We start from the raw sequence: 24,652 nt of genomic DNA, 5'->3' as shown, positions 1-24,652 counted from the left end.
TGCCCAACACATAATTCAACTCCTTTTTACCTATAAATAAATTCATAGAAAGATAGATTACACACCTTATCCATCTCTAAATAAATGAAAACAGTGTACGTCCAATATGGATAGAAGCAAATTAAAATAACAAGAAACATCAAGACTTTCAGCGAAAATATGTATCTTTGCTTTATCAAAGATTAGGAGTTGAACAAACGTCAGAGTAGACATAACAATCAACCTAATTATTTTGCACGAACAATATATTCAACAAAAACATATTCAATGAGCACGATTATCTATCCATCCCCTATATTTGGACCAGTTCACAGCCGTCGCTTAGGTATTTCCTTAGGCATTAACTTGATGCCAGCAGATGGTAAGATATGCACATTCGACTGCATATATTGCGAATGTGGCTTCAACAAAGACCACCGCACAAAGACGCCCCACCCTACTCGCGAACGTGTTGCAAAAGCTTTGGAAGCTAAGTTAAAAGAGATGCAACAAGAGAATATTCACCCTGACGTATTGACTTTTGCAGGTAATGGCGAGCCTACTTCCCACCCACACTTTGATGAAATCATCGACGACACAATCCTCCTACGTAACAAATATTGCCCACAAGCAAAGATTTCTGTCCTCAGTAACTCTACGTTTATCCATCGTCCAAAGATTCACAAGGCACTATCAAAGGTCGACAATAACATCCTGAAACTCGACACTATCAATGCTGAATATATCAACAAAGTAGACCGTCCAACGCAACCTTCCTATGATGTAAACCGAATCATTGCAGATATCAAGGCTTTCAACGGACAAGCCATTATCCAGACGATGTTTATGAAGGGGACAACGGAAGACGGATATGATGTTGACAACACAATTGATGCCTTTGTTGCACCTTGGCTTGAGACGATTAAAGAGATTGCTCCTCGTGAAGTAATGATTTATACTATTGATCGTGAAACGCCCGACCAACACTTGCAAAAAGCTACTCCCGAAGATCTCAATGCCATCCGTGACCGTGTCATCACTCTAGGTATCCCATGTACTGCATCGTATTAATCTTTCGATTCCCTTTTAGCCTTACTACAAGAAAAGGACTCAAATACGAAGAGCCTATCAATACAAGAATGTGCGTAAGAAAGCTTTAACAATAAGAAAGGATTTTCTATACAAAGAAAAAGGAGAGCCAACCTCACGATTGACTCTCCTAATCATCAAAATTTTAGGTATGAAAATTATAATTTACTGATGATTCCTTCTTCTGTACCTCGTACAAATTCGAGGATATTACGGATTGCAGGTGAGTCTGGCACCTGCTGTTCTATCTGAATACATGCATCAAAAACTGATGTTTGCCCATGGAACAACAGACGATAAGCATTCGCTATATGCTTGATAACCTTCTCATCAAGCCCTGCAGTCTTACCGATAGTGGTGTTTACACCATTAAAGCCTATAGGTGCCCCCCAGCTATAATATAAGGAGGGATGTCCTTAGAAAAGGTTGTACCAGCTTGTACCACAGCATATTCACCAACACGTGTATTGGCTTTTTCAACAACATTAGACGATATAATAGCACCTGTACCAATGTTGCAATCACCAGCCACCTTTGCACCATAACCAAAGACACATCGATTACCAACAACAGTATCATGACTGATATGTGCACCTTCCATCAAGAAGTTATTTGAACCAAGAACTGTCTTACAACCACGATGTGTAGCACGGTTGATGACAACATTCTCTCGAATAATATTATTATCACCTATAATCAGTTCGCTCTTCTCACCCACAAACTCAAAGTCCTGTGGTAAGGCAGCAAGTACTGAGCCTTGGTGAATCTTGTTTCCGTTACCCATACGAGTACCATTCAAGATACTCACAAAGGGAAAGATAACACAGTTATCACCTATGACAACATCATCCTCTATATATACGAATGGGAATATCTTACAGCCGTCTCCAATCTTTGCCTTTGGAGATATATCAGCTTTTGGACTAATTTCGCTACTCATAATCTTAAATATTTAATTTTTCAGTATCTACCAACAACCATTTGATATATCACATCAGTAATCGTGGTATTCATAATTATGAATTGTAAATTATGAATTACTTTGCGCCTCCACCTAAGGCTTTGTACAGATTGACAATTGACTGAAGCTTTGTAAACTGTTCCTGTACCTGTGAGATTTCAGCATTGAGCAGACTCTGCTGTGCAGTGATAACCTCAAGATAAGTGCTTGAACTCTGAGTATAGAGCATCTGTGTATGCTCAACATTCGTCTTCAAGACATCAATCTGCTGCTTACGCAACTGCTCTTTTTCATTAGCAGCATTGTATGCTACAAGCGCATTGCTCACCTCTGAGCCAGCCTTAAGAATACTATTCTGCCATGTATTGTATGCCTGCTTATACTTATCCTCTGCAACACGTAATCCTGCTACCAGCTGACCACGCATAAAAATAGGCTGTGTAAGGCTACCCACAACACTCAAGAGAAGTTTACCTGGATTCACCATGCCACCACTATTAGTCCAAGCACCAGTAGGAGAAATGGTCAATGATGGATAGAAACGGCTACGAGCAGTTTGAACATTATAGAAGCACTGTGCCAAAGCCATTTCGTTAGCGTGAACATCAGCACGATTGCTCAACAACTGTACACCAATTCCACCAGCGAAGTTAGCAGGCAAACTCTGATTATCAAGACTACCACGTGCTATGGTCTGAGCAGGCTCGCCAAGGAGTAAGCTAAGCGTATTCTCGGTCTCACGAATCTGACGACGAATATCAGCCGACTGTGTCTGAACACTATAGTAGGCAGCTTCAGCACTCTGTACACTCGTTGAACGAGCACGACCGAACTCCATCTGGAGTTTCATCACATCCCAAGTATTCTTGGTAAGACCTAACATATCATCTACAATCTGCTTCTGACGATCGAGCATCAAGAGGGTATAGTAAAGGTTAGCCACGCTACCAATGAGGTTTGTCTGCGCATAAACCTTATAATCCTGTGCCTGCATCATCGCCATCTGAGCAGCCTTCTTTGAAGAACGAAGCTTTCCAAAGAGGTCTATCTCCCAACTTGCTGAGATAGGAAGTGAGTAAGATTGTGTAGATGACGTATGCGTTCCGAAATGAGAGATAGTTCCTGTCGGTGCAAAGACGACTGATGGCAAGAAAGACAACTTAGCCGCCTTAACCTGCTGCTCGGCAATATCAACATTCAATGCTGCATTGAGCAAGTCAGGGTTATTATTAATTGCCTTCTCAATAAGAGTCTGCAGATGTGGGTCAGTAAAGACACTGCGCCATGGCAGATTACCAAAGTCGTTAGCACCTTCAAGCGTTGCCTTGTCATCAACAGGATCGCGCACAATGCCATTCGTCTTAACGTCAGGGCGTTCGTAATTGCCATAGAGACTCTTACAGCCTGTCAGTGACAGGCCTGCAAGAACTATGATGATTATATTTATTTTCTTCATTGTTATTTCTTTATTAGAGACTACTCTTCAATCTTATAATCCGTTGCAGGTCCCTTTGAGAACTGCTCAAGTTCCTTGATTACTTCACGGCTTGCCTCATCCTCAAATACAAGAGGCTTAAGACGCTCCTGTAAGTGCTGGAAGAAGGCGAACAGGGCTGGCACAACAAACACCTGACAAAGTGTACCGATAAGCATACCACCGACAGCAGCAGCGCCCAACGTCTGATTACCATTGCGACCTACACCACTTGCAAACATCAATGGCAACAAACCAATAATCATTGCAAGGGAGGTCATAAGGATAGGACGCAGACGAGCACCAGCACCTAAGATTGCTGCATACTTAATCGCCATACCTGTACGACGACGCTCAAGAGCGAACTCTACAATAAGAATAGCATTCTTTGCCAATAGACCAATCAACATAATCAGCGAAATCTGCATATAGATATCGTTACTATGTCCGAAGATTATCGTAAAGATGAATGCGCCAGCCAAACCGATAGGAATAGAAAGAATTACAGCCAAAGGAAGGATATAACTCTCATACTGAGCACTCAAAATCAGATAAACGAATACAATACAAAGAACGAAGATCATTGCTGTTGAGTTAGATGCTTCTTTCTCTGAACGAGTCAGACCAGAGAATTCATAACCATAACCCTGTGGCAATACTTGTTTTGCGACCTCCTCAGCTGCTTGAATAGCCTGACCAGAAGAATAACCATTAGCTGGTGTAGCATTGATTGCGATAGAGGTAAAGAGGTTGAAACGTGTGATATTTGATGGACCATAGACACGCTTCAATGTACAGAACTCGCTTACAGGTGCCATTCCACCAGCAGTTCTTACGTAGATATTGGTCAGTCCATCCTCACTCATACGACTCTCAACCGTACCTTGAATCATAACACGGAAGAGCTTACCATAAGAGTTAAAGTTTGATGCATACATACCACCATAATACCCTTGCAATACTGAGAGGATTGCAGCTGGTGATGTACCAGCCTGCTTTGCCTTTGCCACATCAACATCAACCATATACTGTGGATAGTTAGGGTTGTAGGTGGTAAGTGCACGACTAAACTCTGGACGCTTGCTCAATGCAGCCAAATAATCCTGTGCTACCTTATAGAACTTATTAAGATCGCCACCCGTCTTATCCTGCAATACAAACGACACACCATTTGAAAGACCATAACCAGGAATCATCGGCGGACCAAAAGCAATAATCTGTGCTCCCTTGATACTTGCAGTCTGCTTGTATATCATACCCAGAATCATATTAGACGATGTAGGATCGATAAACAGACCAGCTATACCTGCGCCATCAAAGACAGACTTAATACGATCTATCATCCCATACTCACGCTCAGCAAATGGTTTCAACTTAATAATAAAGGTTGACTGGTTAGAACCCTGTCCTGCCATGAAGTTGTAACCTACAATTTGCTCACGACGCTCAATATATGGGTTACTTGCCAACATTCTATCAATCTGGTCAGTTACCTTTTGTGTTTCAACCTGTGATGTACCCGGTGGTAAACTAATCATTGCAAACAACGTACCTGTGTCCTCATTTGGAACAAGACCAGTCTGGGTGAATTTCATTGTAACCACAAGCGCTACAATACCCAAGACGACCGTAAGACTTGATATCCAACGATGGTTGATAATCTTCTCAACAACCTTCTGATACTTTGTGTTTATCTTGTCATACTGCGTATTAAAAGCCATATGGAAACGATCAACACGTGACAACTTCTTATGACCCTCATCCTTACTATGTGGTTTCAGGAAGATAGCACAAAGCGCAGGAGACAATGTCAAAGCATTCAAAGCAGAGATAACGATAGACACAGCCATCGTTACACCGAACTCACGATAGAATGTACCAGAGGTTCCACCCATAAATGACACAGGAACGAATACAGCTGCCATCACCAAAGTAATAGAGATAATAGCACCAGAGATTTCGTTCATCGCATCAATAGCAGCTGTCAATGCACTCTTATAACCTAAGTCAAGTTTAGCATGTACAGCCTCAACGACCACAATGGCATCATCGACAACAATCGCAATCGCCAACAACAATGCCGAAAGTGTTAGCAAGTTGATAGAGAAACCAAATACCCAAAGGAAGAAGAAGGTACCTATCAATGCCACTGGCACGGCAATCATTGGAATTACTGTAGAGCGGAAGTCCTGCAAGAAGATATACACAACGAAAAATACCAATAAAAGAGTTATAAACAATGTAAAGACAACCTCTTCGATTGAAGCAAAGAGGAACTCTGTTACATCCTGCTCAATTGTAACTTTCATGCCCGGCGGCATCTGCTTCTGAGCATCAGCCAAGGCAGTCTTCACATCATCTGCAATCTGTGTAGCATTTGAACCAGCGACCTGGTTTACCATACCAATAACAGCAGGACGGCTGTTGTTCTTCATCATAACTGAATACATCAGACCACCCAACTCAACCTTTGCTACATCGCGCAAGTGAACGGTTTGACCATTGGTATTGCTTGAAATAATGATATTGCCATACTCCTCTGGAGTCTTTAGACGTCCCTTATAACGCATGGTATACTCAAACTTCTGATTGCTCTGCTCACCAAATGAACCCGGCGCAGCCTCAATATTCTGCTCTGCCAAAGCCATAGATACATCTGATGGGACAAGTTTATGCTGCTTCATCTTATCTGGATACAGCCAGATACGCATAGAGTAGGTCTTCATACCCGGTATGTGTACGTCACCGACACCATTGATACGCTTCAACATTGGCACGATATTGATATTGTTATAGTTCGTCAAGAACTCATCATCATATCGTCCGTCATCTGTTGTCAATGAATACATAACAACATTTGAGCTCTGACGCTTTGACACCGTCACACCCGCACGTGTTACTTCTGCTGGCAACAACGCCTGTGCTTGCGACACACGGTTCTGTACATTGACTGCTGCCATATTAGGGTCTGCACCCTGCTTGAAGTAAACAGTAATCATTGCCATACCAGCATTGGTTGCTGTTGACTCCATATAGGTCATGTTTTCAACACCATTGATACTTTCCTCCAACGGTGTGATAACTGAATTCAATACGGTCTGTGCATCTGCTCCTTGATAAAATGTCTGAATAGAAATCGTAGGAGGAGCAATATTCGGATATTGTTCAATAGGCAGTGATATCAATCCAATGATACCCAAGAGTACAAAGAAGATTGATATAACCGTTGACAATACCGGTCGTTTGATAAAATTCGTAAATGTCATAATACCTAATTGTTTATTTAGGGTTTATAAATGTCGAATGAGTTAAGCAATTCATCATCACCTCAACACCTAACATTCAACACCCATCACCTACTTACCTTCTCCCTTCATTGCTTTAAGAAAGCCTGATGCTGAGCCTTGATTTGTACCCAACTTCTCTGCTTTCTCAATGGCTTTATCATACTCTGCTGGAGTAAGTGCTGTAATCTTCGCACCATCCTGAAGACTTGAAAGACCCTTGCTCACAATACGGTCGCCCATTTTAAGACCACTTGTAACAATATAATTGACACCATCATTCTGTGGGTCAACGGTTATCTCAGTATAATGTACCTTGCTATTAGCATCAACCTTATATACAAAAATCTTATCCTGAACCTGTACAGTAGCCTCTTGTGGTACCAACAAAGCACGGTTGTTATTCTTTGCAATAACAATCTGACCGCTACCACCACTCTTCAATAAGTGCTCTGGGTTAGGGAAACGAGCAATAACACTCACTGTACCAGTTGTTGCATCGATAATACCACTGGTCTTAACAATCACACCTTCATGATTATAAGTTGTCCCATCAGCTAATAACAAACTAACACTTGGGAAAGACTTAATTGCATTGTTCAAACCATTATTAGTACGACTAAGCTTCAATACGTCAGCTTCAGTCATTGAGAAGTAAACTTCTATAGAAGAAGTATTGCTGACAGTAGTAACTGGCTGTGCAGAAGAAGCACTCACCAAGGCACCCTCCTTAAAAGGAAGACTACCTACATAACCAGCAGCTGGACTCTTCACATAACAGAATCCGAGGTTATCCTTAGCCGTAGAAAGCATTGCCTGAGCCTGACGGACAGCAGCATGAGCTTGTGTCACAGCCGCCTTAGCAGATGCTACGCCACTCTCTGCTTGGCTAACAGCTGCTTGGGCTGTCTCGTATGCATTCTTTGCAGCCTCCAACTCGTACTCGCCTATTACCTTATTATTATATAAATTCTTACTATTACTATAAGTCAAACGAGAAGTTGCCGCCTGTGCATTAGCAGAATTAAGACTGGCTACAGCCTGTACAACACGTGACTGAGCGCCAACAACGCCACTCTGTGCCGATGCGACCTGAGCCTCAGCCTGTCGTACAGCAGCCTGATAAGTTGAGTTATCTACCACAAAAAGAACCTGACCCGCACGAACATATTCACCTTCATGTACATACAATTTTGTGATAAAACCGCTAACTTTTGGACGCACCTCAACGTCCTGCACACCTTTAATGGTAGCAGGATAAGTTGTTTTCAACTGTGCATTAGCTGCACCAATCGTTACAACAGGATACTCATCATTCGTTGGAAGACCTTTCTGACCTCCACCACAACTGGTAAGTAACATTGCAATTGCTGCGATAGCAGATAGTAAGATACTTTTCTTCTTCATACCTATTTTATATATATATTCTTTTTATAATCTCAATCCAATCGGGAAACCAAGGCTAAACCCGTACACTGAAAGCTAGATTACTACTTAGCAAAGCACACTGAAAACCATCAAACTTACAATAGTTTTCATCTGCAAAATTACATATTATTATTTAAATAGCCGTTGCACACAGCTTTTTATTTAACAATAATTAGTATTACCATTCCAAAGTGTAACTATTCAGCAAGTATCAGTGCTGAAAGTGAAAGATACTACATCGATGGTCGTAACGCATTGTTTAGAATAGTAGAATCTTATTGAGATATTAGTCAGACTCCACTTCATATTTATCATGTTTGGTGTTAGGCCTCCGCACCAATGGTGTTTACCCTCCGCACCAATGGTGCTAGGCGTCCGCACCATTCGTGCGGAGCATCAATACATCGCAAAGAAACGTGTTAAAAGGTGATCGCTGTTAGCATAACGTGTCAAAAGACGGAACGCATTAAGTATCAGGATGATACTTAAACGACCCCGAATAATTCTGTATTGCTAAGTTGTTAATCCCAGCTCCTTTGCTTTATCGCATAATAACGCTAAAAGTGGTTCACGTTCATTCGGAACTCGATTGTCAAGTACGGCATCTTTCAGCGTTTGTTTTAGTACGCCCACCTCCCTACTCGGCTTCAGATTAAACATCTCCATTATCTCGTTTCCATCTACACAAGGTTGCAAGAGCCGCTTATAATCACGGTCTTTCAGGTCTTTTAGTTTCTCACGAACAATACGGAAATTATCTAAGAAGCGCTGTTTTCGTACCGCATTCTTACTTGTTATATCTGCTTCACAGAGTGTCATCAGGTCGTCTATATCATCACCTGCATCATTCATCAATCGCCGAACGGCTGAGTCAGTCACCTCTTCATCGGCTATGACTATCGGACGCATGTGTAGATCTACTTGTTTCTGCACATATTTCATCTTGCTATCCATCGGGAGCTTTAGACGTCGGAAGATATTTGGAACCATCTTTGCACCAACAAAGTTATGGTTGTGGAAGGTCCAACCTACTGTCGCATCCCATCGCTTACACTTTGCCTTGCCCACATCGTGCAGTAATGCCGCCCAGCGCAACCAGAGATTATCCGTGTACTTACAGATATTATCCAATACCTCAAGCGTATGATAGAAGTTATTCTTGTGAGCACGACCGTTTCTTGTTTCTACTACGTCCAGTGCGACAAGTTCAGGAAGGATAAGCTGAAGGAGTCCACATCGATAGAGTTCTATGAAACCCTTACTCGGCGTTGGCGTCATCATTATCTTATTCAACTCTTCTTCAATACGCTCGCCACTTATAATCTTAATTCGGTCAGCATTACGCTCCAAAGCCTCAAAAGTTTCGTCTTCGATAAAGAAGTTGAGCTGTGTAGCAAAACGAACACAACGCATCATGCGCAAGGGATCATCAGAGAAAGTCACATCTGGGTCGAGCGGTGTGCGAATAATACCATCCCAAAGGTCATCAATGCCATCGAAAGGATCAACCAATTCTCCGAAACGTGCTTTATTCAAGCAAACAGCCATCGCATTAATTGTAAAGTCGCGACGATTCTGGTCATCCTCTAAGGTGCCATCTTCAACTATCGGTTTCCTACTGTCGTGGCTATAACTTTCCTTTCTTGCGCCGACAAACTCAACCTCAATATTCTTGTATTTTACTTGGGCAGTACCAAAATTACGGAAGACGGACAAATGAGCCTTCTTACCTAAGATGGCTTTCAATTCACTTGCAACCTGAATACCACTTCCAACAACAACGACATCAATGTCATTTGACGGACGTTCCAAAAACAAATCACGAACGTAACCACCTACAACATAGCATTCTAATCCAAGTTTATCGGCTGCTGCTGAAATATGATGAAATGTATCTTTGTCTATAAGCTGTGCCAATTCGGCATCTGAAAGATCTCGCATAAAATAATGTTATCTTTTATAATAAGAATCATGCAAAGATACATATTTTCCTCAACTCTCACAAGTTCAAAACTAAATGGATACACTTTTTATGTTTCTTCCTCTAAATATTGTGGATACCTTTCTTACAGCTTAAACGAGAAAACAAAGTTATTCATGAAGCAAAAACATAACAGAAACTGTCAACTTTTTATTCTATTACCATCCTCCAACAGTAAAAAAGTCTTTATTCTATTTCCTATTCTATGAATTAGACCGGAGAGTCCATTTTACTCACTACACTTTGTTCTAAGACTATTGAATTCGCATGATATAAGTCAAGTGTTTAAGTAAAAAAGATTATACAACAAGTTCGACTCATTCGTATAAAAGACATATTAGAAGAGAATTAGCCACTAAAAAACCGTTAATAAAGGCTAACAAAAACAACTCTGTTACGATTTATATGTTAATTATAATCTTGTTTTAGAAACTTTCCAGATTGACTATCTGCTATTTACAAAAGAATGATTAACTTTGCACCCCACTAAAAGAAATTAGGTAAAAAACTTGATAACAAGTCTTTAAGACCAGGTAAAAGTAAAATAACAACAAAATATATGTTTGTGATGCGATAACCCAGGCACGTTATTTAATAGAAGTATTTAGAATCAAAACTAAATAAAACTATTTTAACAAAGTTCTTTAAGGATAACAAAGAACCTAAAGGGTTAACGACATCAATAAAAATAATTTGGGATAACAAAACAAGACAAAATGAAGAAAGAATATCAAAAACCATTCACTCTTCTGGTGAAAATGGAGACTGAAGGTGATTTTTTAATGGATAGTGCTCATGGCACCCAGCATGAGGGGTTCACAAATAGTAATACCACTCCCCCTGTAGTTAATGATGGTACTGATGACGACTCACCATTTTAATCAACAGAGATTAAACTTATCACAAAAACAGATAAAATCAAAAAAACAATATGATACATTTTAAGACATACTTGCTGTGTTTAGGACTTGCCCTCACCACAGCATCATGCTCACAAGACGACTTTGATAGCACTGAGGCAACCAGCGAGAAACTGGTTGACATGAGTTTTATTGCAGGCTCTTCACAGCCTGTTACACGTACTGTACTTGGCACAGACGGCTCAACTGTAACTTGGCAAGCAAACGATAAGATTGGTATTGGCTTTAAAGGATACCAACCCAAGAATTATCCCTTCACCACTCCAACCTCAGGAAGTGATGTGCATTTCTGGGGAAAAGCACCAGATGTCAATAACGTATCATACTTCATGATGTATCCTTATCAGCAGGATGCAAAGATTTCAGCAAACAGTAACACCCAAGCAATATATCAATACAACTTCCCTAAGAATCAAAAGGCTGTTGCAGGCAGCTTTGATCCAAAGGCAAATGTTTCTGTTGGTATCATTCCACAGCGTGGAAAACCATTCATTGCATACAATGTTGGTGGTTTGCTCCGCTTTACCATCAAAGGGACTTCAAACGTAAAGCAGGTAAAGTTACTTTCTATTGGGCAGGAGAACCTTGCTGGTAATTTAAAGTCAACCATCACTTTTGCTAATGATGGAAAGATTAGTGCGGCTAAAAACGAGTTCACTACGGCTTCTCCAGTGGTAAACCTCAAAGCCGAGTCTGGCACTCTTGAGGAGAATAAGGCATATTATATAGCACTCCCAGAACAAAAGCTTTCACAGGGCTTGACGCTTGTCTTTATCATGCAAGATGGTAAAGCTATCTTGAAGAAGGTTAAACAAGAAATCAACATTCAGCGTGCCAAGGTTTACGACCTCGGCGAGATGACGCTTGATGCGTCTAAGACTAAGCCTTTCATTCTCAAAAACCAGGGTCTAATTGAGGCTGTTGGTGCGAAAGTTTCAGGCTTAACAAGAACCGCAGATGGTCACTTGGATATTTATGCTGCAGACAACTTGGAGAAGATTCTTTCTTTCAAGGGAATGTTGGAAATAAAAAACAACAACAAGCTCACATCAATTGATGAACTACAATACTATCGTAATGTAAATGGACTAACTCTTCAAGATAATACGAATCTTGCAGGAGAGCTCAATTTCAACAAGTATCCACAGCTCACAGACCGAATAGAAGTTGCTGGTAGCCCATTAGTAACAAAGGTAGATGTGACTGGATTGGATAAGATAGTACAGTTACAAGCACACGATTTGAATGGACTGAAAGAAGTTGTAACTGGAGGTAACACAAAGCTTAATTTGTTTGCCTTATATGGTAATAAGAGTCTTGAATCGGTTGATGCAAGTAATATGCCTGCATTAACAAATTTACAGACATACTATAGTTCTAACATAAAGACTATCAATACCACTAATTCACCAAACGTGAGCGATTTTAATGGTATCTCTAATGGTAGTCTTCAAAACTTCATCGGATTATCAGAGCAGTCAAAACTACAGAAATTCTGGGCATCAGGTTCAAAGATTGAGAGCTATGACTTCAGCAAGATGACAAACCTAAGGGATGTCAACCTTGCAAGTGCAGCAGTGAAAGAAATCAAAGGATTGTCTGCTGCTGGAGCTAACTTACAAGAACTCCAACTGTCAAAGACCCATGTAAGTTCATTGGATGTTTCAAATAATCCAAACCTTACAAGTATTGACTTGTATGGTGTAAAAGAAATGACTGCGTTGGATGTTACTCACAACCCGAAACTAACATCACTACGCATACCATTTACTTCTATAAGTTCACTTGATGTTTCAAATAACACAAAGTTGACATATTTAAGTGTTTCACATTGCAAACTTTCAACATTAGATATACGCCACATAACAGGCTTGGGCAAGCTCTACGCTGGTAGCCAAGAGCCAAATGGCTTCTTAGCAAACATCACTGTCACAATGACAGCTGCACAAAAGGCAAAATTAGAACAAGTAAAGCCGTTCTTAGAAAGTGCTAATGATAAAAGTGCTACTGTAGAAGAAACTAATAGCTGGGTAAAGGTTGTTGTAGCACCATAAAACATCACTTCTTTTTACACATAAACTAACAGAGCAGGAACTTCCTTAACAGGCGTTCCCGCTCTTTTATTGTATAAGTCATGCATCTAATGTATGAATAGAACACATAGGCTCGGAGCAAAAGGAATGTACACATCTTTGAAATGACATTTTTCTTTGTAGCAAGAAAGAAAATTCTAAATCTATTAATTCTTTTCGTTTTACCATAAACACTTTTTCTGAACTTTCTGTCATTCCTGTCATCTGCAACAAGCTCTTAACTTGTTGTTGCAGAGTAATATATATGAAATGTTAAAAATGACAGCAAATGGAAATAAAACTTTCATTTGAATATCTACAATACAAAAAACTGCAATTGAACCTTAGCGAGGGATTAGGCGAACAAGTCTTAACATCGAAAATAAAAAAAGTCATACATTTCTTCACTATAGAAGCAGATAATCGTAATTAGGAGCAATACATTAATCTTTCACAATGACTTAAGAACAACATTGAAAGGCGGGAATAGTTGTTAATTCATTCGTTTATTACAGCGAAATTACGTATTTTTGCAGTCAAATCAATATAAGACTATGGCAAGTCAACTGACAAAGACACAGCAGGAATTTCAAGATGTACTCGCAGAGTGCAGAAGTCTATTTGGAAAGAAGCTCCATGACTATGGTGCTTCATGGCGTATTTTGCGCCCTTCTTCCCTTACTGATCAGCTTTTTATTAAGGCGAAACGCATCCGTTCTTTGGAGATTAAGGGTGAGAGTTTGGTGGGGGAAGGTATTCGTCCAGAATTCATTGCGCTGATAAACTACAGTATCGTAGGACTTATCCAGTTGGAAAAAGGCTTTGTCGACAGCGTTGACATGACCCCTGATGAGGCATTGGCACTTTACGATTCTTATGCGAAAGAGGCTTACGAGCTGATGATTAAGAAGAATCATGACTATGGCGAAGCTTGGCGCGATATGCGTGTCAGCAGCTATACCGACCTTATCTTAACAAAGATTGAACGCATTAAGGAGATTGAAGACCTTGGTGGTGCAACGCTTATCAGCGAGGGTATCGATGCCAATTATATGGATATAATGAACTACGCTGTTTTTGGAGCAATCAAACTACATGAATAAAATAAAGTCTATACTGGTAAACCTCAGCCGTATCCTACTTGCTTTGACATTCATCTTTTCGGGCTTTGTCAAAGCGATTGACCCTTTAGGTTCGCAATATAAGATTGCAGAATACTTAGAGGCGGTGCAGTTGTCGGCATATATTCCAGACTGGGCACAATTAATTTTATCTGTCGGACTATCAGCAATAGAGTTCACCTTGGGTGTGATGCTCTTGCTTGCTATTCGTCGCCGACTCGCCAGCAAGATATCTCTTATCATGATGGTAGTGATGACGCTTGTGACCCTTTGGCTTACTGTAAGCAATCCAATACAGGATTGTGGTTGCTTTGGTGATGCCGTTCATCTCACAAATACGCAGACATTCATCAAGAATCTAATCCTCTTGACAGCAGCCATCATCCTTGCATGCTGGCCACTTTATCAAATACGCTTTGTATCAAAAACAAATCAGTGGATAGCTTTTTATTTCACGATTGTCTTTATTGTCACAGCCTCCACACTGAGTCTTTATCATCTGCCTATCTTTGATTTCCGTCCTTATTACATCGGACAGAATATCAAAAAGGGAATGGAAATACCCAAAGGGGCAAAGCTAACGACTTATAAGACGACCTTCATCTGTGAGAAGAATGGCGTAACAAAAGAATTCACAGAGAATGATTACCCTTACAATGATTCTACATGGGTATTCAAAGATACACACCAAGAGATACTTGAAAAGGGTTATGAGCCTCCTATCCACGACTTCTCAATTACAGATGAAAAGACAGGAGACGACCTTACCGATAGCATACTAACCAAAGATGGCTATACCTTCCTACTTGTTGCACCTGTATTGGAACGTGCCGATGATGGTAATTTTGGTGAGATTGATGCTATCTATGAATATGCGAAAGAGAATGGATATGGTTTCTACGGACTTACAGCAAGTACGGATAAAGCCGTTAAACACTGGCGTGATATTACCGGAGCCGAATATCCATTCTATACAATGGATGGCACAACCCTAAAGACCATTATTCGAAGTAACCCAGGTTTGGTACTGCTTTATAAAGGTACTATCATTAATAAGTGGAGTCATAACGACCTGCCGAAACAAGCAGAACTGAACGCACCATTGTCGCTTATAGAGGTAGGACGTGAACCAGAGAATGAGACATGGACAAAAATTGTATTGATTCTTATTTGTTATATCTTCCCACTGGCACTCCTTATCGTAGCCGATCGTATTTGGGCATGGACACGATGGGTAAGAAAACGTGAGGAATGGTTGAGACAAAAGGAGCAATGGTTAATACAAAAAGAACAATCAAATAAATTATATCAACTTTTAAAACGTAAAAGACAAATGAGAAAGAAAATTGTAGCAGGTAACTGGAAGATGAACGAGACCCTGCAGGAAGGTGTTGCTTTGGCAAAAGAAATCAACGACTCATTGAAGGCAGAGAAGCCAAACTGTGATGTTGTTATCTGTACTCCATTCATTCACCTTGCAAGTGTTGCACAGGTGTTGAACGCTGAAGGCGTTGTACTTGGTGCTGAGAACTGTGCTGACAAGGAGAAAGGTGCTTACACGGGTGAGGTTTCAGCCGCTATGGTAAAGAGCACTGGTGCACAGTATGTTATCCTTGGTCACTCTGAGCGTCGCCAGTACTATGGTGAAACTGCAGAGATCTTGAAGGAGAAGGTACAGTTGGCATTGGCTAACGGTTTGAAGGTTATCTTCTGCTGCGGTGAGACTCTTGAGGAGCGTGAGGCTGAGAAGCAGAACGAGGTAGTAAAGGCTGAGCTCGAGGGTTCTGTATTCCACCTTTCTGCTGAGGAGTGGAAGAACATCGTTTTGGCTTACGAACCAATCTGGGCTATCGGTACTGGTAAGACAGCTACATCTGATCAGGCTCAGGAAATGTTGGCTTACATCCGCTCTATCGTTGCTGAGAAGTATGGTAAAGAGGCTGCAGAGGACACAACAATCCTCTATGGTGGTAGCTGTAACGCAAGCAACGCTGCAGAGTTGTTCAGCAAGTCTGACATCGACGGTGGCTTGATTGGTGGTGCTTCATTGAAGGCTGCTGACTTCAAGGCTATCATCGACGCTTGGAAGAAGTAATTCAAAGAAAATCTAAGAGGCTGTATCAAATTGCTACTTGGTCAACAACCATTGGCATTTTTGATACAACCTCTATTTCAATTTTTATACACTATAGAATGAAAAGACTCCTTACAACCATTATTTTTATGCTTACGGCTGTTGTAGCTGTTAACGCCCAAGGATCGGTAATGGTATCCCAGAGTGCCGAAATTGACGCATTGGTAAATGGCAAGAAAGCACAAAAGAAGAATAATAAAAACCAAAAGAAAGTAGAGAGTCAAAACGAGAGCGCACGTCCAGCTATCAAGACGCCAGACACGAGACAGCTAACTGTTCCAAAGCTAAACGAGCATAAGCCAGAAATAGCACGCCCAGACAACAGCACCTTACAACCTGTCAGAACAAAGATTGTAAAACGTTTAGTCAGAAGACCGCACGTCCCTTCATGGGATGAGGTTGAAGACACGCGGATTGTGACCAAACGTATCAAGAAAGGTACACAGAAAGTAAGAGGCTTCCGTGTACAAGTTTATAGCGGTGGTAATACTCGTATTGCTCACCAACAAGCAGACAAGGCGGGTCAAAAAGCGAAGCAACTCTTCCCTGATCAACCTGTTTATATACACTTTTACCCACCACGTTGGATGTGTCTTGTAGGTAATTTTACCAACTACAATGCAGCAAAGAAGATTATGCGAACACTCCGAAAGGAAGGCTATCCACATGCTAACGTCATCCGAATGATGGTGAGCATTAAGACAACACAACCTGTAGATTTCTAAGGATTATTCCACCTTATTATCATAAAGAGAACCCTAACAAATACAATTAATCAGAAATCAAAATAATATGACGCCAGAAATACCATTCCGTGAAGGATTAGACGAACTTGCATCACACTACAAACAGGTGCTTACACTCTTAGGAGAAGACCCTGAAAGAGAAGGTTTGCAGAAAACACCTATGCGTGTTGCAAAGGCTATGCAGGTACTTACACGTGGTTATACACAAGACCCACATAAGGTATTGACAGATGCTTTGTTTGAAGAGAAGTACAACCAGATGGTTATTGTGAAAGATATTGACTTCTTCTCCATGTGTGAACACCACATTCTTCCGTTCTATGGTAAGGTTCATGTAGCCTATATCCCAAACGGATATATAACAGGATTGAGCAAGATTGCACGTGTTGTGGATATCTTCTCACATCGTCTGCAGGTACAAGAACGCTTAACAGAGCAGGTAATGCAGTGCATCAATGACACACTGAAGCCACAAGGAGTAATGGTTGTCATCGAAGCAAAGCACATGTGTATGCAAATGCGTGGTGTGGAAAAGCAGAATTCTATCACCACAACAAGTGCTTATAGCGGTGTATTTGAATCAAGTAAGACCCGCAATGAGTTCATGGACTTGCTGCGTGGAGAGACTAAGAGAATCTAATTTAAACACTAAGATAAACTCAAAGATTCAAAAATGAAAAGAAAAATAAATACCACTGTAGTTGTAGCCTGCGCACTTGTAATAGCATTGTTTACTGCAAATTGCTCAAAAGACAACGACATGACAGATGCTGAGAAAAATGCTATACAGGCGCTCAACAACATTGTTGGAAACTATAAAGGTAACTTGGCTGCTACTTATGGGACAACAACAACAAACTGGCAGGGAATCAATTGGACTGTAGATAAGAACTCTACCATTACAGTCAACAACTTCCCATACCAATTGTTGGCAGATGGAGTGTCAAAGAAGTCTGCATCTTCGCTATATACTACCCTCGTTAACGAGAAGCAAAGACCGCTGAAATTGTATATTACGACAGTACAACCACAAGACAATAAGGTGTTTTTCAACTTATCATCTAACTTCAAGTTTGATATTACAACAGCCAACGAAACTTATGAATTAACAGGTGCCGTTTCCTTTAACAATAAGCAGTTTAACAGTAGTTATACAATGAACAACTCTGAAATGCAAATGCAATTCACTATATATAAACTGGTGAAAATAAAAAAGGCACATGCAACTGCAATTATACAAGAGGATTTTGATACACCTGTTAGCTTCTATCTGGAAGGATATAAGATGTAAATGAAAATTTATTTCATGGGATATAAGACGAGTAGTCTACCTTTACTATAAGATAAAAACATTAAAACAAAAGTATATGAAAAAGATTATGACACTTGCAGCTATGGCACTATGCACCATCACCTTATGCCTCACAAGCTGCTCAAAAGACGATAACGGAGATAAAGAACTATCAACCGAAAAGTTCATTGAAGAACAAACAAAGATCTTAAACATCATTTCCGGCGAGTACAAAGCGCTTATTCATGCCAGCGGAAAGAATGGAGGTCTTTTTGCCTATTCAAATTTGACAATCGACAAGAACGGACAAGTAGTTTGCAAAGATTTTCCTTACGAAGCACTCGCTTTTGGAATTTCTGAGTTAGACAACAATGAAGAAGCTATCAGACTTCGTTCAGCGTTAAAAGCAGCTCCAACAGCCTCTCTTTCTTTCCGACTCTTAGGTGACCCCAAAACAAAGAATCCTGCAGATTTCTATGCACTCCCGATAATCAAAACAACCATCAAAAACGATTATGGTACTTATAACATAATCGGACACATGAAGACGGATGTCCTCAGGGCACACTATGACGCAAAGACGTCCAGCCTTACAATGACTTTTATCATCAACAAGCTGAGCAGGGTTATAGAACGCCAAGGACACTCTGAATATAAGGACCAAACAAAATTTACCCACCCTGTTGAATTTGAAATAAGTACATTAGAAAAGAAGAAATAGAATGAAGTTTATTTCATGGAATGTAAACGGGCTTCGCGCCTGTGTAGGAAAGGAATTTGAACAGCAATTCAAGGACTTAGATGCTGATTTCTTCTGCCTACAAGAGACAAAGATGCAAGCAGGACAGCTCGATATCAGTTTTCCTGGATATGAGTCTTATTGGAATTACGCAGACAAGAAGGGCTATTCTGGTACGGCAATATACACAAAGCATAAGCCATTGAGCGTGACTTATGGTATTGATATTGATGAGCACGACCATGAGGGACGTGTAATTACACTCGAGATGGAAGACTTCTACCTCGTAACTGTTTATACACCGAACTCACAGGATGGGCTTCGTCGATTAGAGTATCGTATGAAGTGGGAAGATGACTTCCAAGCCTATCTCCACAAACTCGATGAGAAAAAGCCTGTTATCGTATGTGGTGATATGAATGTTGCCCATCAGGAGATAGACCTCAAGAACCCAAAGACAAACCACAAGAATGCTGGCTTCACTGATGAAGAGCGTGAGAAGATGACCCAATTACTAAACAATGGCTTCATCGACACCTTCCGTACCCTTTATCCAGAGCAGGTTACTTATTCTTGGTGGTCATATCGTTTCCGTGCAAGAGAGAAGAATACGGGGTGGCGTATCGACTATTTCCTCATCTCAGAACGTCTCAAAGACCGCCTCGAAGATGCTAAGATTCATACAGAGATTATGGGAAGCGACCACTGTCCTGTGGAAATTATCTTGAAATAAGACAATCGTATGCACGCCCAGATAAAGACACTACTCTTGATGGCTGCTGTCATGGCAGCCATTATTGTCTATGCTGTTATCCCAACCGAGATAACAATGGGCAGCTATACTATCCGCAAGATAACGCTTGTCAACCTAAGCCGACCGCTTATTGAGAAAACAAAACAAACAAAGCATACCGCTAAAAAGGTACATCGTAACCAAACAATCCTTTTCATTGGAGACTCAATGGTGGAAGGGCTTTCACGTAGGTTGGGTGATTATGCAGGCGAAAACGGACACAAACTATATACCGTTATCTGGTATAGTTCTTCTACTGAGCGTTGGGGAACCACCCAAACCTTAGAACACTTCATTGCTGAATATAAGCCAACATACATACTCATCTGCCTTGGCAGTAATGAGCTATTTATCAACGACCTTGCCAATCGTACGCAATATGTACAACAATTAGTAAAGAAAATAGGTAATATTCCTTTCGTATGGATAAGTCCTTCTAATTGGAATGGCGATACAGGTATCAATGATGTCATTAAGGAGACTGTTGGTAAAGGACACTTCTTTGATAGTCGAAACCTCAAACTCAAACGTGGTAGCGACCACTATCATCCAACATGGGCTGCAGCAGCTTACTGGATGGACACTGCAGCTAAGTTTATAAGGAGTAAAGAGTGTGCTAATCCACTACAACTCAACAAGCCAAAAGCCCATCACAAGGCCACCAATACAAAGCTTTTGCAACCTTCTTTTGAAGGCTATTAATTAGGATTAGTCTATACAAAACGATAGATAAATGGCAAATATAACACAGTTAACGACCGCCTTATTCGAATTCTTGTCTTCACCGGACAAGGACTGGTCATTGTGTACCTTTCCATTTATGGCATCCTTCCTTCTTTTCTTTGCTATCTACATCGGATTGAACTGCTATCGTCAGACGTGGACAAAGGTTTACGTCATTGCTTTCAGTCTTTTCTTTGCTTTTAAAGCGAATGGTACACTGATGTGGCTATTGCCAATTATTACCATTAGTTCGTGGTATCTCACCCGCTTTATGATGCGATTGAAGCGTGGAAAGATACGGAAGATAGGACTGGCGATTGTCATTCTAACAGAGTTACTACCCCTACTCTACTACAAATACACCAACTTCACACTTGAGATATTCCACGAGCTGCTACGCACCAACTTCTCACCAGAGAAGATGTTACTGCCTGTTGGCATCTCTTTCTTTACTTTCCAAGCTATCAGCTATACGGTAGATATCTATAATAAACGTTATCCCAAGACTGCAGAACTGATAGATTACACTTTCTATCTTACCTTCTTCCCACTCCTCATCGCTGGCCCAATCACTCGTGCTGAGGTCTTGCTTCCACAAGTTCAGACGCAAAAAAATAATGTCAATGAGAGCCTTGTGTATAAAGGTTTATGGCTGATTATCTGCGGACTGATAAAGAAGGCACTCATCGCCGACTATATTGCACAATACAATAACATCGTTTTTGATGCACCTGCAAGCCAAAGTGGCTTTGGTAATTTGATGGGCGTATTGGGCTTTTCAGTTCAAATCTATTTCGATTTTTCGGGTTACAGCGACCTTGCTATTGGTGTTGCCGCCCTGATGGGATATGAGCTAAAAGACAATTTCAGATTCCCTTATCAGAGTCTGAACCTCACAGAGTTTTGGCATCGTTGGCATATAGCTCTCTCCACATGGTTCCGTGACTATCTTTATATCCCATTGGGAGGAAACAGAAAAGGCGAACTTCGCACCTATCTCAATAGTTTCTTAGCAATGATAGTGGCAGGTCTGTGGCATGGTGCATCATGGATGTTCATCGTATGGGGTGTACTTCATGGTATCGGACTGGTCATTCATAAGTTTTGCCGAAACAATGGATTGGATAAGATACCAGACAATAAATATACAAAAGGTATCAGCTGGTTTATTACGTTTGGCTATGTTTCCCTTGCATGGATATTCTTCCGTGCAGCGGATATGACAACTGCTACAACGTTAATAGACAACATCCTACATACTATCAGCCTCGCAGATGCCTACACCTTCCTAATGGAATACCCACTATGGCTTGCCGTTGTGATGATAAGTTTAGAACTTCATAGTATTCGAGAGACTGACTATAACTGGCTGAAAAGTAAGTTTATCCATTCTTCATGGCTTGTTAAGCTATGTATCTTTGCTGTTATTATGCAGTTAGTTATTAATCTTAGTCATCATAGTATCCAACCTTTTATTTACACACAATTCTAAGATGGTTATCAAATACAAATATAGTGGCTTATTACTCTTAGATGCGTTATTCACATCCATTCCCGTCTTCTTTTTTATATGGTTTTTCTTTGGGCACAAAGGTGTAGACGCTGCCCATCCTTTCATGCTCATTTTCGCACTCTTAATCATACTTCATACTGTTTCGTTTTGGCTTTTCAAACTTTTTGTTGCCTGCCAAAAACTATGGGAAAAAGACTATCTATCCATCAAAGGTGACCATATTTGTTTCTACGATTGTCTACGTTGCAAATATACAGAAGTAACTGCTGATGAAATAGAAGGGATAAACGACTACAATTATTACTTCGTTCCTTTCATCGTTCAGATAATTTATACAACAAAGGGAAGAATCTTCACCCTTCCAGCACTTACTAACGAAGGGCAAGAAAGGGTTACAGAAATTATTTACGACTTCCTATATCAGGCTGAAAAAGAGAAGGACGAAAGGCATACAAGCATACCCTAAAAGAAGATAAGTACAACCTATCAACTTTCCGTCTCCTCTCTTTGGTGAAACAAAACAAATGCTTTCGTGTTTCATTCACCTTCGAAAAAAGCAATAAATAAGCATTAATCGACTCTGAGCCAACTCTTTACCGACAATCACATCTACATCTATTTGTTTGGTGCGAAGCCTCCGCACCATTGGTGCTTACCACCCGCACCACACGTGCTAAGGCTCCGCACGACTCTTATTGGAAGTGTAAAATGAGGGGAAAGTTATATCTATAAGCTACAGCTTTACCGTTATGCATTGCAGGTTTCCAACCTCTTAATAATTGAAGTGCAGCAGCAACACTGCGGTTCAACTCAATATTATTTACCGTTAGAAAGACTATATCTTTCAAAGAACCATCCGTATCAACAATAAAAGAGGCGTAAATTCTCCCCACAGGAGTTGTTGCCGGGTTAAGTCCTGTATCGGAAAAATTCTGCCCAAAAGCCGCAACTAAATTTCCATCAAACTGTGGCAATATTTCTGGGAAGACAGAATCAGGTGATAAGGAGACATATACAGCCTCATTAGGAAGTTTCTTAGTGCCTGCATAAGATAATGACTGTTTCTGCCACTTCTTAAAGCTCTTAGAGAAAAGGACATCTACCATGTCATTACTTACTTCTGAATAAACTCCTCCACCGTTATCAACACCAAGGTCGAAACGTATATTCTGTCCTATCAGTGCAAACTGATTGGGCAGAAGGTCCCAATTTATAGAGTCCTCAGTATGCGTATTTGCCGTATAATCTAACAGTTCATAGAACTGATAGCGAACGTTAGGATCCTGCCACATACGTGTCTGATTAAACACATCATTCTGCGTTAAGACTTTCTTATTAATAAGGTCAAAGGTAAAATAAGAATGCTTTGCGGTAATGACACTTGTTGCATTACGCTCCTCCAAGCGGGCAAGAAAAGAAATGTATCTTCCCGGCTCCAACCAAAGACATCGTAACCCCATATCATAAAAACGCCTTTCAGCATCCGCATCATCCTTTATAGTTCGCACTTCTTTACCTAACGAAGACTCAAACTGCTTCCAACCAGTATCATAACTTTCGGAAGACTGGTTAAAGAAAAAGCTTGTAAGATAATGCTGTAGTTCTGATAGGAGAGAGCCATCCAAGCCTTTTGGCCATTCAAAATCCTTTGAGATAATCGTCAACGTATCCCCCTTCTCATACAGATGTCGAGACGACTCATAAAGCATAGCATCCTTAGATGCAATTGTTCCTGCCGACTGTCCGAATGCCATAAGACTTACAAACAGTAACAGGAACAAAGTATTAAGTCGGTTAATCATAATTTCATGAATGTTGTCTGGTGTCTCTTACTTGCTTTTTGACCCTTTGGTGTAAAAACATCATTAAGCTCCATCACACCTGAAAAGCTAATCGTCTCCTTTTCACTGGGATTAACCACTAATGAAACAGTAGCATTATTAAATACTTCAAGAACTATCTGATAGCTCTCAAAGTCGTTGCGTGTCGTCATAAAGATACGGCAACCATCCTTCATTGGTTCTTCCTTATAACTTGTTAGAGGTTCAACAAACGTTAAACCACCTCCACGTCCGTAAGGAATTTGATAAACTCTACCAAAATAAGGAAGGAAAAGTCCAACGGAATCACCACTCACTTCTAAGCCCCAATCATTCTGTAAATAGACAGCTGGACCACGCATCGGGTACATACGATCAACAAACACACGATAACGATGCTCTGCCAAATGAGCTTTCACAGCAGCCGTGCGTAACTGTTCCATCTTCTCTTTTGGTACAGGATTACCCTCAGAGTCATAATAAGTTGTAGCACAACCTACCATTAGAATGGCTACAAAAAGGAATAAAACTAAACGTTTCATTTTATACCTCACTTTCTTTTAAGTCGTTATATCATTCACCTT

Annotated in this window: 19 protein-coding genes and 1 pseudogene; 13 read left to right on the top strand and 7 right to left on the bottom strand. The window is 40.6% G+C overall.

Annotated elements, in window-relative coordinates; genetic code table 11:
* The first annotated feature begins 267 nt into the window (after positions 1-267).
* Positions 268-1,050, top strand: a complete 783-nt coding sequence (locus tag J4856_RS07705) for a radical SAM protein (protein ID WP_025837319.1) — start codon at positions 268-270, stop codon at positions 1,048-1,050.
* Between the two features lie 176 nt (positions 1,051-1,226).
* Here the strand turns inward: J4856_RS07705 and lpxA are convergent.
* The 5 genes and pseudogenes from lpxA to J4856_RS07680 all read right to left on the bottom strand — a co-directional run bounded on the left by lpxA (position 1,227) and on the right by J4856_RS07680 (position 10,156).
* A pseudogene (lpxA, locus tag J4856_RS07700) lies at positions 1,227-2,008 on the bottom strand (acyl-ACP--UDP-N-acetylglucosamine O-acyltransferase).
* Between the two features lie 97 nt (positions 2,009-2,105).
* Positions 2,106-3,485, bottom strand: a complete 1,380-nt coding sequence (locus J4856_RS07695) for an efflux transporter outer membrane subunit (RefSeq protein WP_025837320.1) — start codon at positions 3,483-3,485, stop codon at positions 2,106-2,108.
* 20 nt (positions 3,486-3,505) lie between these two features.
* Complete coding sequence (locus tag J4856_RS07690; protein WP_065367832.1) at positions 3,506-6,769, bottom strand: efflux RND transporter permease subunit; 3,264 nt, start codon at positions 6,767-6,769, stop codon at positions 3,506-3,508.
* A gap of 90 nt (positions 6,770-6,859) precedes the next feature.
* Positions 6,860-8,194: an efflux RND transporter periplasmic adaptor subunit gene (locus tag J4856_RS07685; protein WP_025837322.1), complete on the bottom strand. Its 1,335-nt coding sequence runs from the start codon at positions 8,192-8,194 to the stop codon at positions 6,860-6,862.
* Positions 8,195-8,728: 534 nt separating this feature from the next.
* Positions 8,729-10,156: a CCA tRNA nucleotidyltransferase gene (locus tag J4856_RS07680; protein WP_025837325.1), complete on the bottom strand. Its 1,428-nt coding sequence runs from the start codon at positions 10,154-10,156 to the stop codon at positions 8,729-8,731.
* A gap of 756 nt (positions 10,157-10,912) precedes the next feature.
* On the opposite strand from J4856_RS07680, the gene J4856_RS07675 reads away from it, so the two are divergent.
* The 12 genes from J4856_RS07675 (at position 10,913) to J4856_RS07620 (ending at position 22,714) form a co-directional block, all read left to right on the top strand.
* Positions 10,913-11,077, top strand: coding sequence for a hypothetical protein (locus J4856_RS07675; protein WP_025837327.1), 165 nt, complete (start codon positions 10,913-10,915; stop codon positions 11,075-11,077).
* Positions 11,078-11,127: 50 nt separating this feature from the next.
* Positions 11,128-13,170, top strand: coding sequence for a fimbrillin family protein (locus J4856_RS07670; protein ID WP_065367833.1), 2,043 nt, complete (start codon positions 11,128-11,130; stop codon positions 13,168-13,170).
* A 572-nt stretch (positions 13,171-13,742) separates the two neighbouring features.
* Positions 13,743-14,291 carry a DUF1599 domain-containing protein gene (locus J4856_RS07665; protein ID WP_025837328.1) on the top strand — a complete coding sequence of 183 codons (549 nt, stop codon included), beginning with the start codon at positions 13,743-13,745 and terminating at the stop codon, positions 14,289-14,291.
* A complete protein-coding gene (locus J4856_RS07660) occupies positions 14,284-16,404 on the top strand; it encodes a BT_3928 family protein (protein WP_072904650.1) in 2,121 nt (706 codons plus the stop codon). Before J4856_RS07665 ends, J4856_RS07660 begins: the two co-directional genes overlap by 8 nt.
* A 98-nt stretch (positions 16,405-16,502) precedes the next feature.
* On the top strand, positions 16,503-17,168 hold the full coding sequence (locus tag J4856_RS07655; protein WP_025837330.1) for an SPOR domain-containing protein: 666 nt from the start codon (positions 16,503-16,505) through the stop codon (positions 17,166-17,168).
* A gap of 67 nt (positions 17,169-17,235) precedes the next feature.
* Positions 17,236-17,829 carry a GTP cyclohydrolase I FolE gene (gene folE / locus J4856_RS07650; RefSeq protein WP_025837332.1) on the top strand — a complete coding sequence of 198 codons (594 nt, stop codon included), beginning with the start codon at positions 17,236-17,238 and terminating at the stop codon, positions 17,827-17,829.
* 33 nt (positions 17,830-17,862) lie between these two features.
* Positions 17,863-18,480 (top strand): DUF4840 domain-containing protein, encoded by a 618-nt coding sequence (locus tag J4856_RS07645; protein ID WP_025837333.1) that lies wholly within the window; start codon positions 17,863-17,865, stop codon positions 18,478-18,480.
* A 76-nt stretch (positions 18,481-18,556) separates the two neighbouring features.
* A complete protein-coding gene (locus J4856_RS07640; RefSeq protein WP_025837336.1) occupies positions 18,557-19,201 on the top strand; it encodes a hypothetical protein in 645 nt (214 codons plus the stop codon).
* A 1-nt stretch (position 19,202) separates the two neighbouring features.
* Positions 19,203-19,952: an exodeoxyribonuclease III gene (locus J4856_RS07635; protein WP_025837338.1), complete on the top strand. Its 750-nt coding sequence runs from the start codon at positions 19,203-19,205 to the stop codon at positions 19,950-19,952.
* A 9-nt stretch (positions 19,953-19,961) separates the two neighbouring features.
* Entirely contained in the window at positions 19,962-20,714 is a 753-nt protein-coding gene (locus J4856_RS07630) for an SGNH/GDSL hydrolase family protein (RefSeq protein ID WP_065367834.1), read from the top strand.
* Positions 20,715-20,745: 31 nt separating this feature from the next.
* Positions 20,746-22,227: an MBOAT family O-acyltransferase gene (locus J4856_RS07625; RefSeq protein WP_025837339.1), complete on the top strand. Its 1,482-nt coding sequence runs from the start codon at positions 20,746-20,748 to the stop codon at positions 22,225-22,227.
* A gap of 1 nt (position 22,228) precedes the next feature.
* Positions 22,229-22,714: a hypothetical protein gene (locus J4856_RS07620; protein ID WP_025837341.1), complete on the top strand. Its 486-nt coding sequence runs from the start codon at positions 22,229-22,231 to the stop codon at positions 22,712-22,714.
* Between the two features lie 226 nt (positions 22,715-22,940).
* On the opposite strand, the gene J4856_RS07615 is transcribed toward J4856_RS07620, so the two are convergent.
* Together J4856_RS07615 and J4856_RS07610 are read right to left on the bottom strand one after the other, a co-directional pair.
* Positions 22,941-24,050 carry an energy transducer TonB gene (locus J4856_RS07615; RefSeq protein WP_025837343.1) on the bottom strand — a complete coding sequence of 370 codons (1,110 nt, stop codon included), beginning with the start codon at positions 24,048-24,050 and terminating at the stop codon, positions 22,941-22,943.
* Entirely contained in the window at positions 24,047-24,610 is a 564-nt protein-coding gene (locus J4856_RS07610; RefSeq protein ID WP_025837345.1) for a DUF4251 domain-containing protein, read from the bottom strand. The genes J4856_RS07615 and J4856_RS07610 overlap by 4 nt, the downstream gene beginning before the upstream one ends.
* Between the last annotated feature and the right edge of the window lie 42 nt (positions 24,611-24,652).

Source organism: Prevotella scopos JCM 17725 (genome assembly GCF_018127785.1).
Classification (GTDB): Bacteria; Bacteroidota; Bacteroidia; order Bacteroidales; family Bacteroidaceae; genus Prevotella; species Prevotella scopos.
The sequence above is the reverse complement of the archived record's forward strand: the minus strand, read 5'-3'. Positions and strand labels throughout refer to the sequence as shown.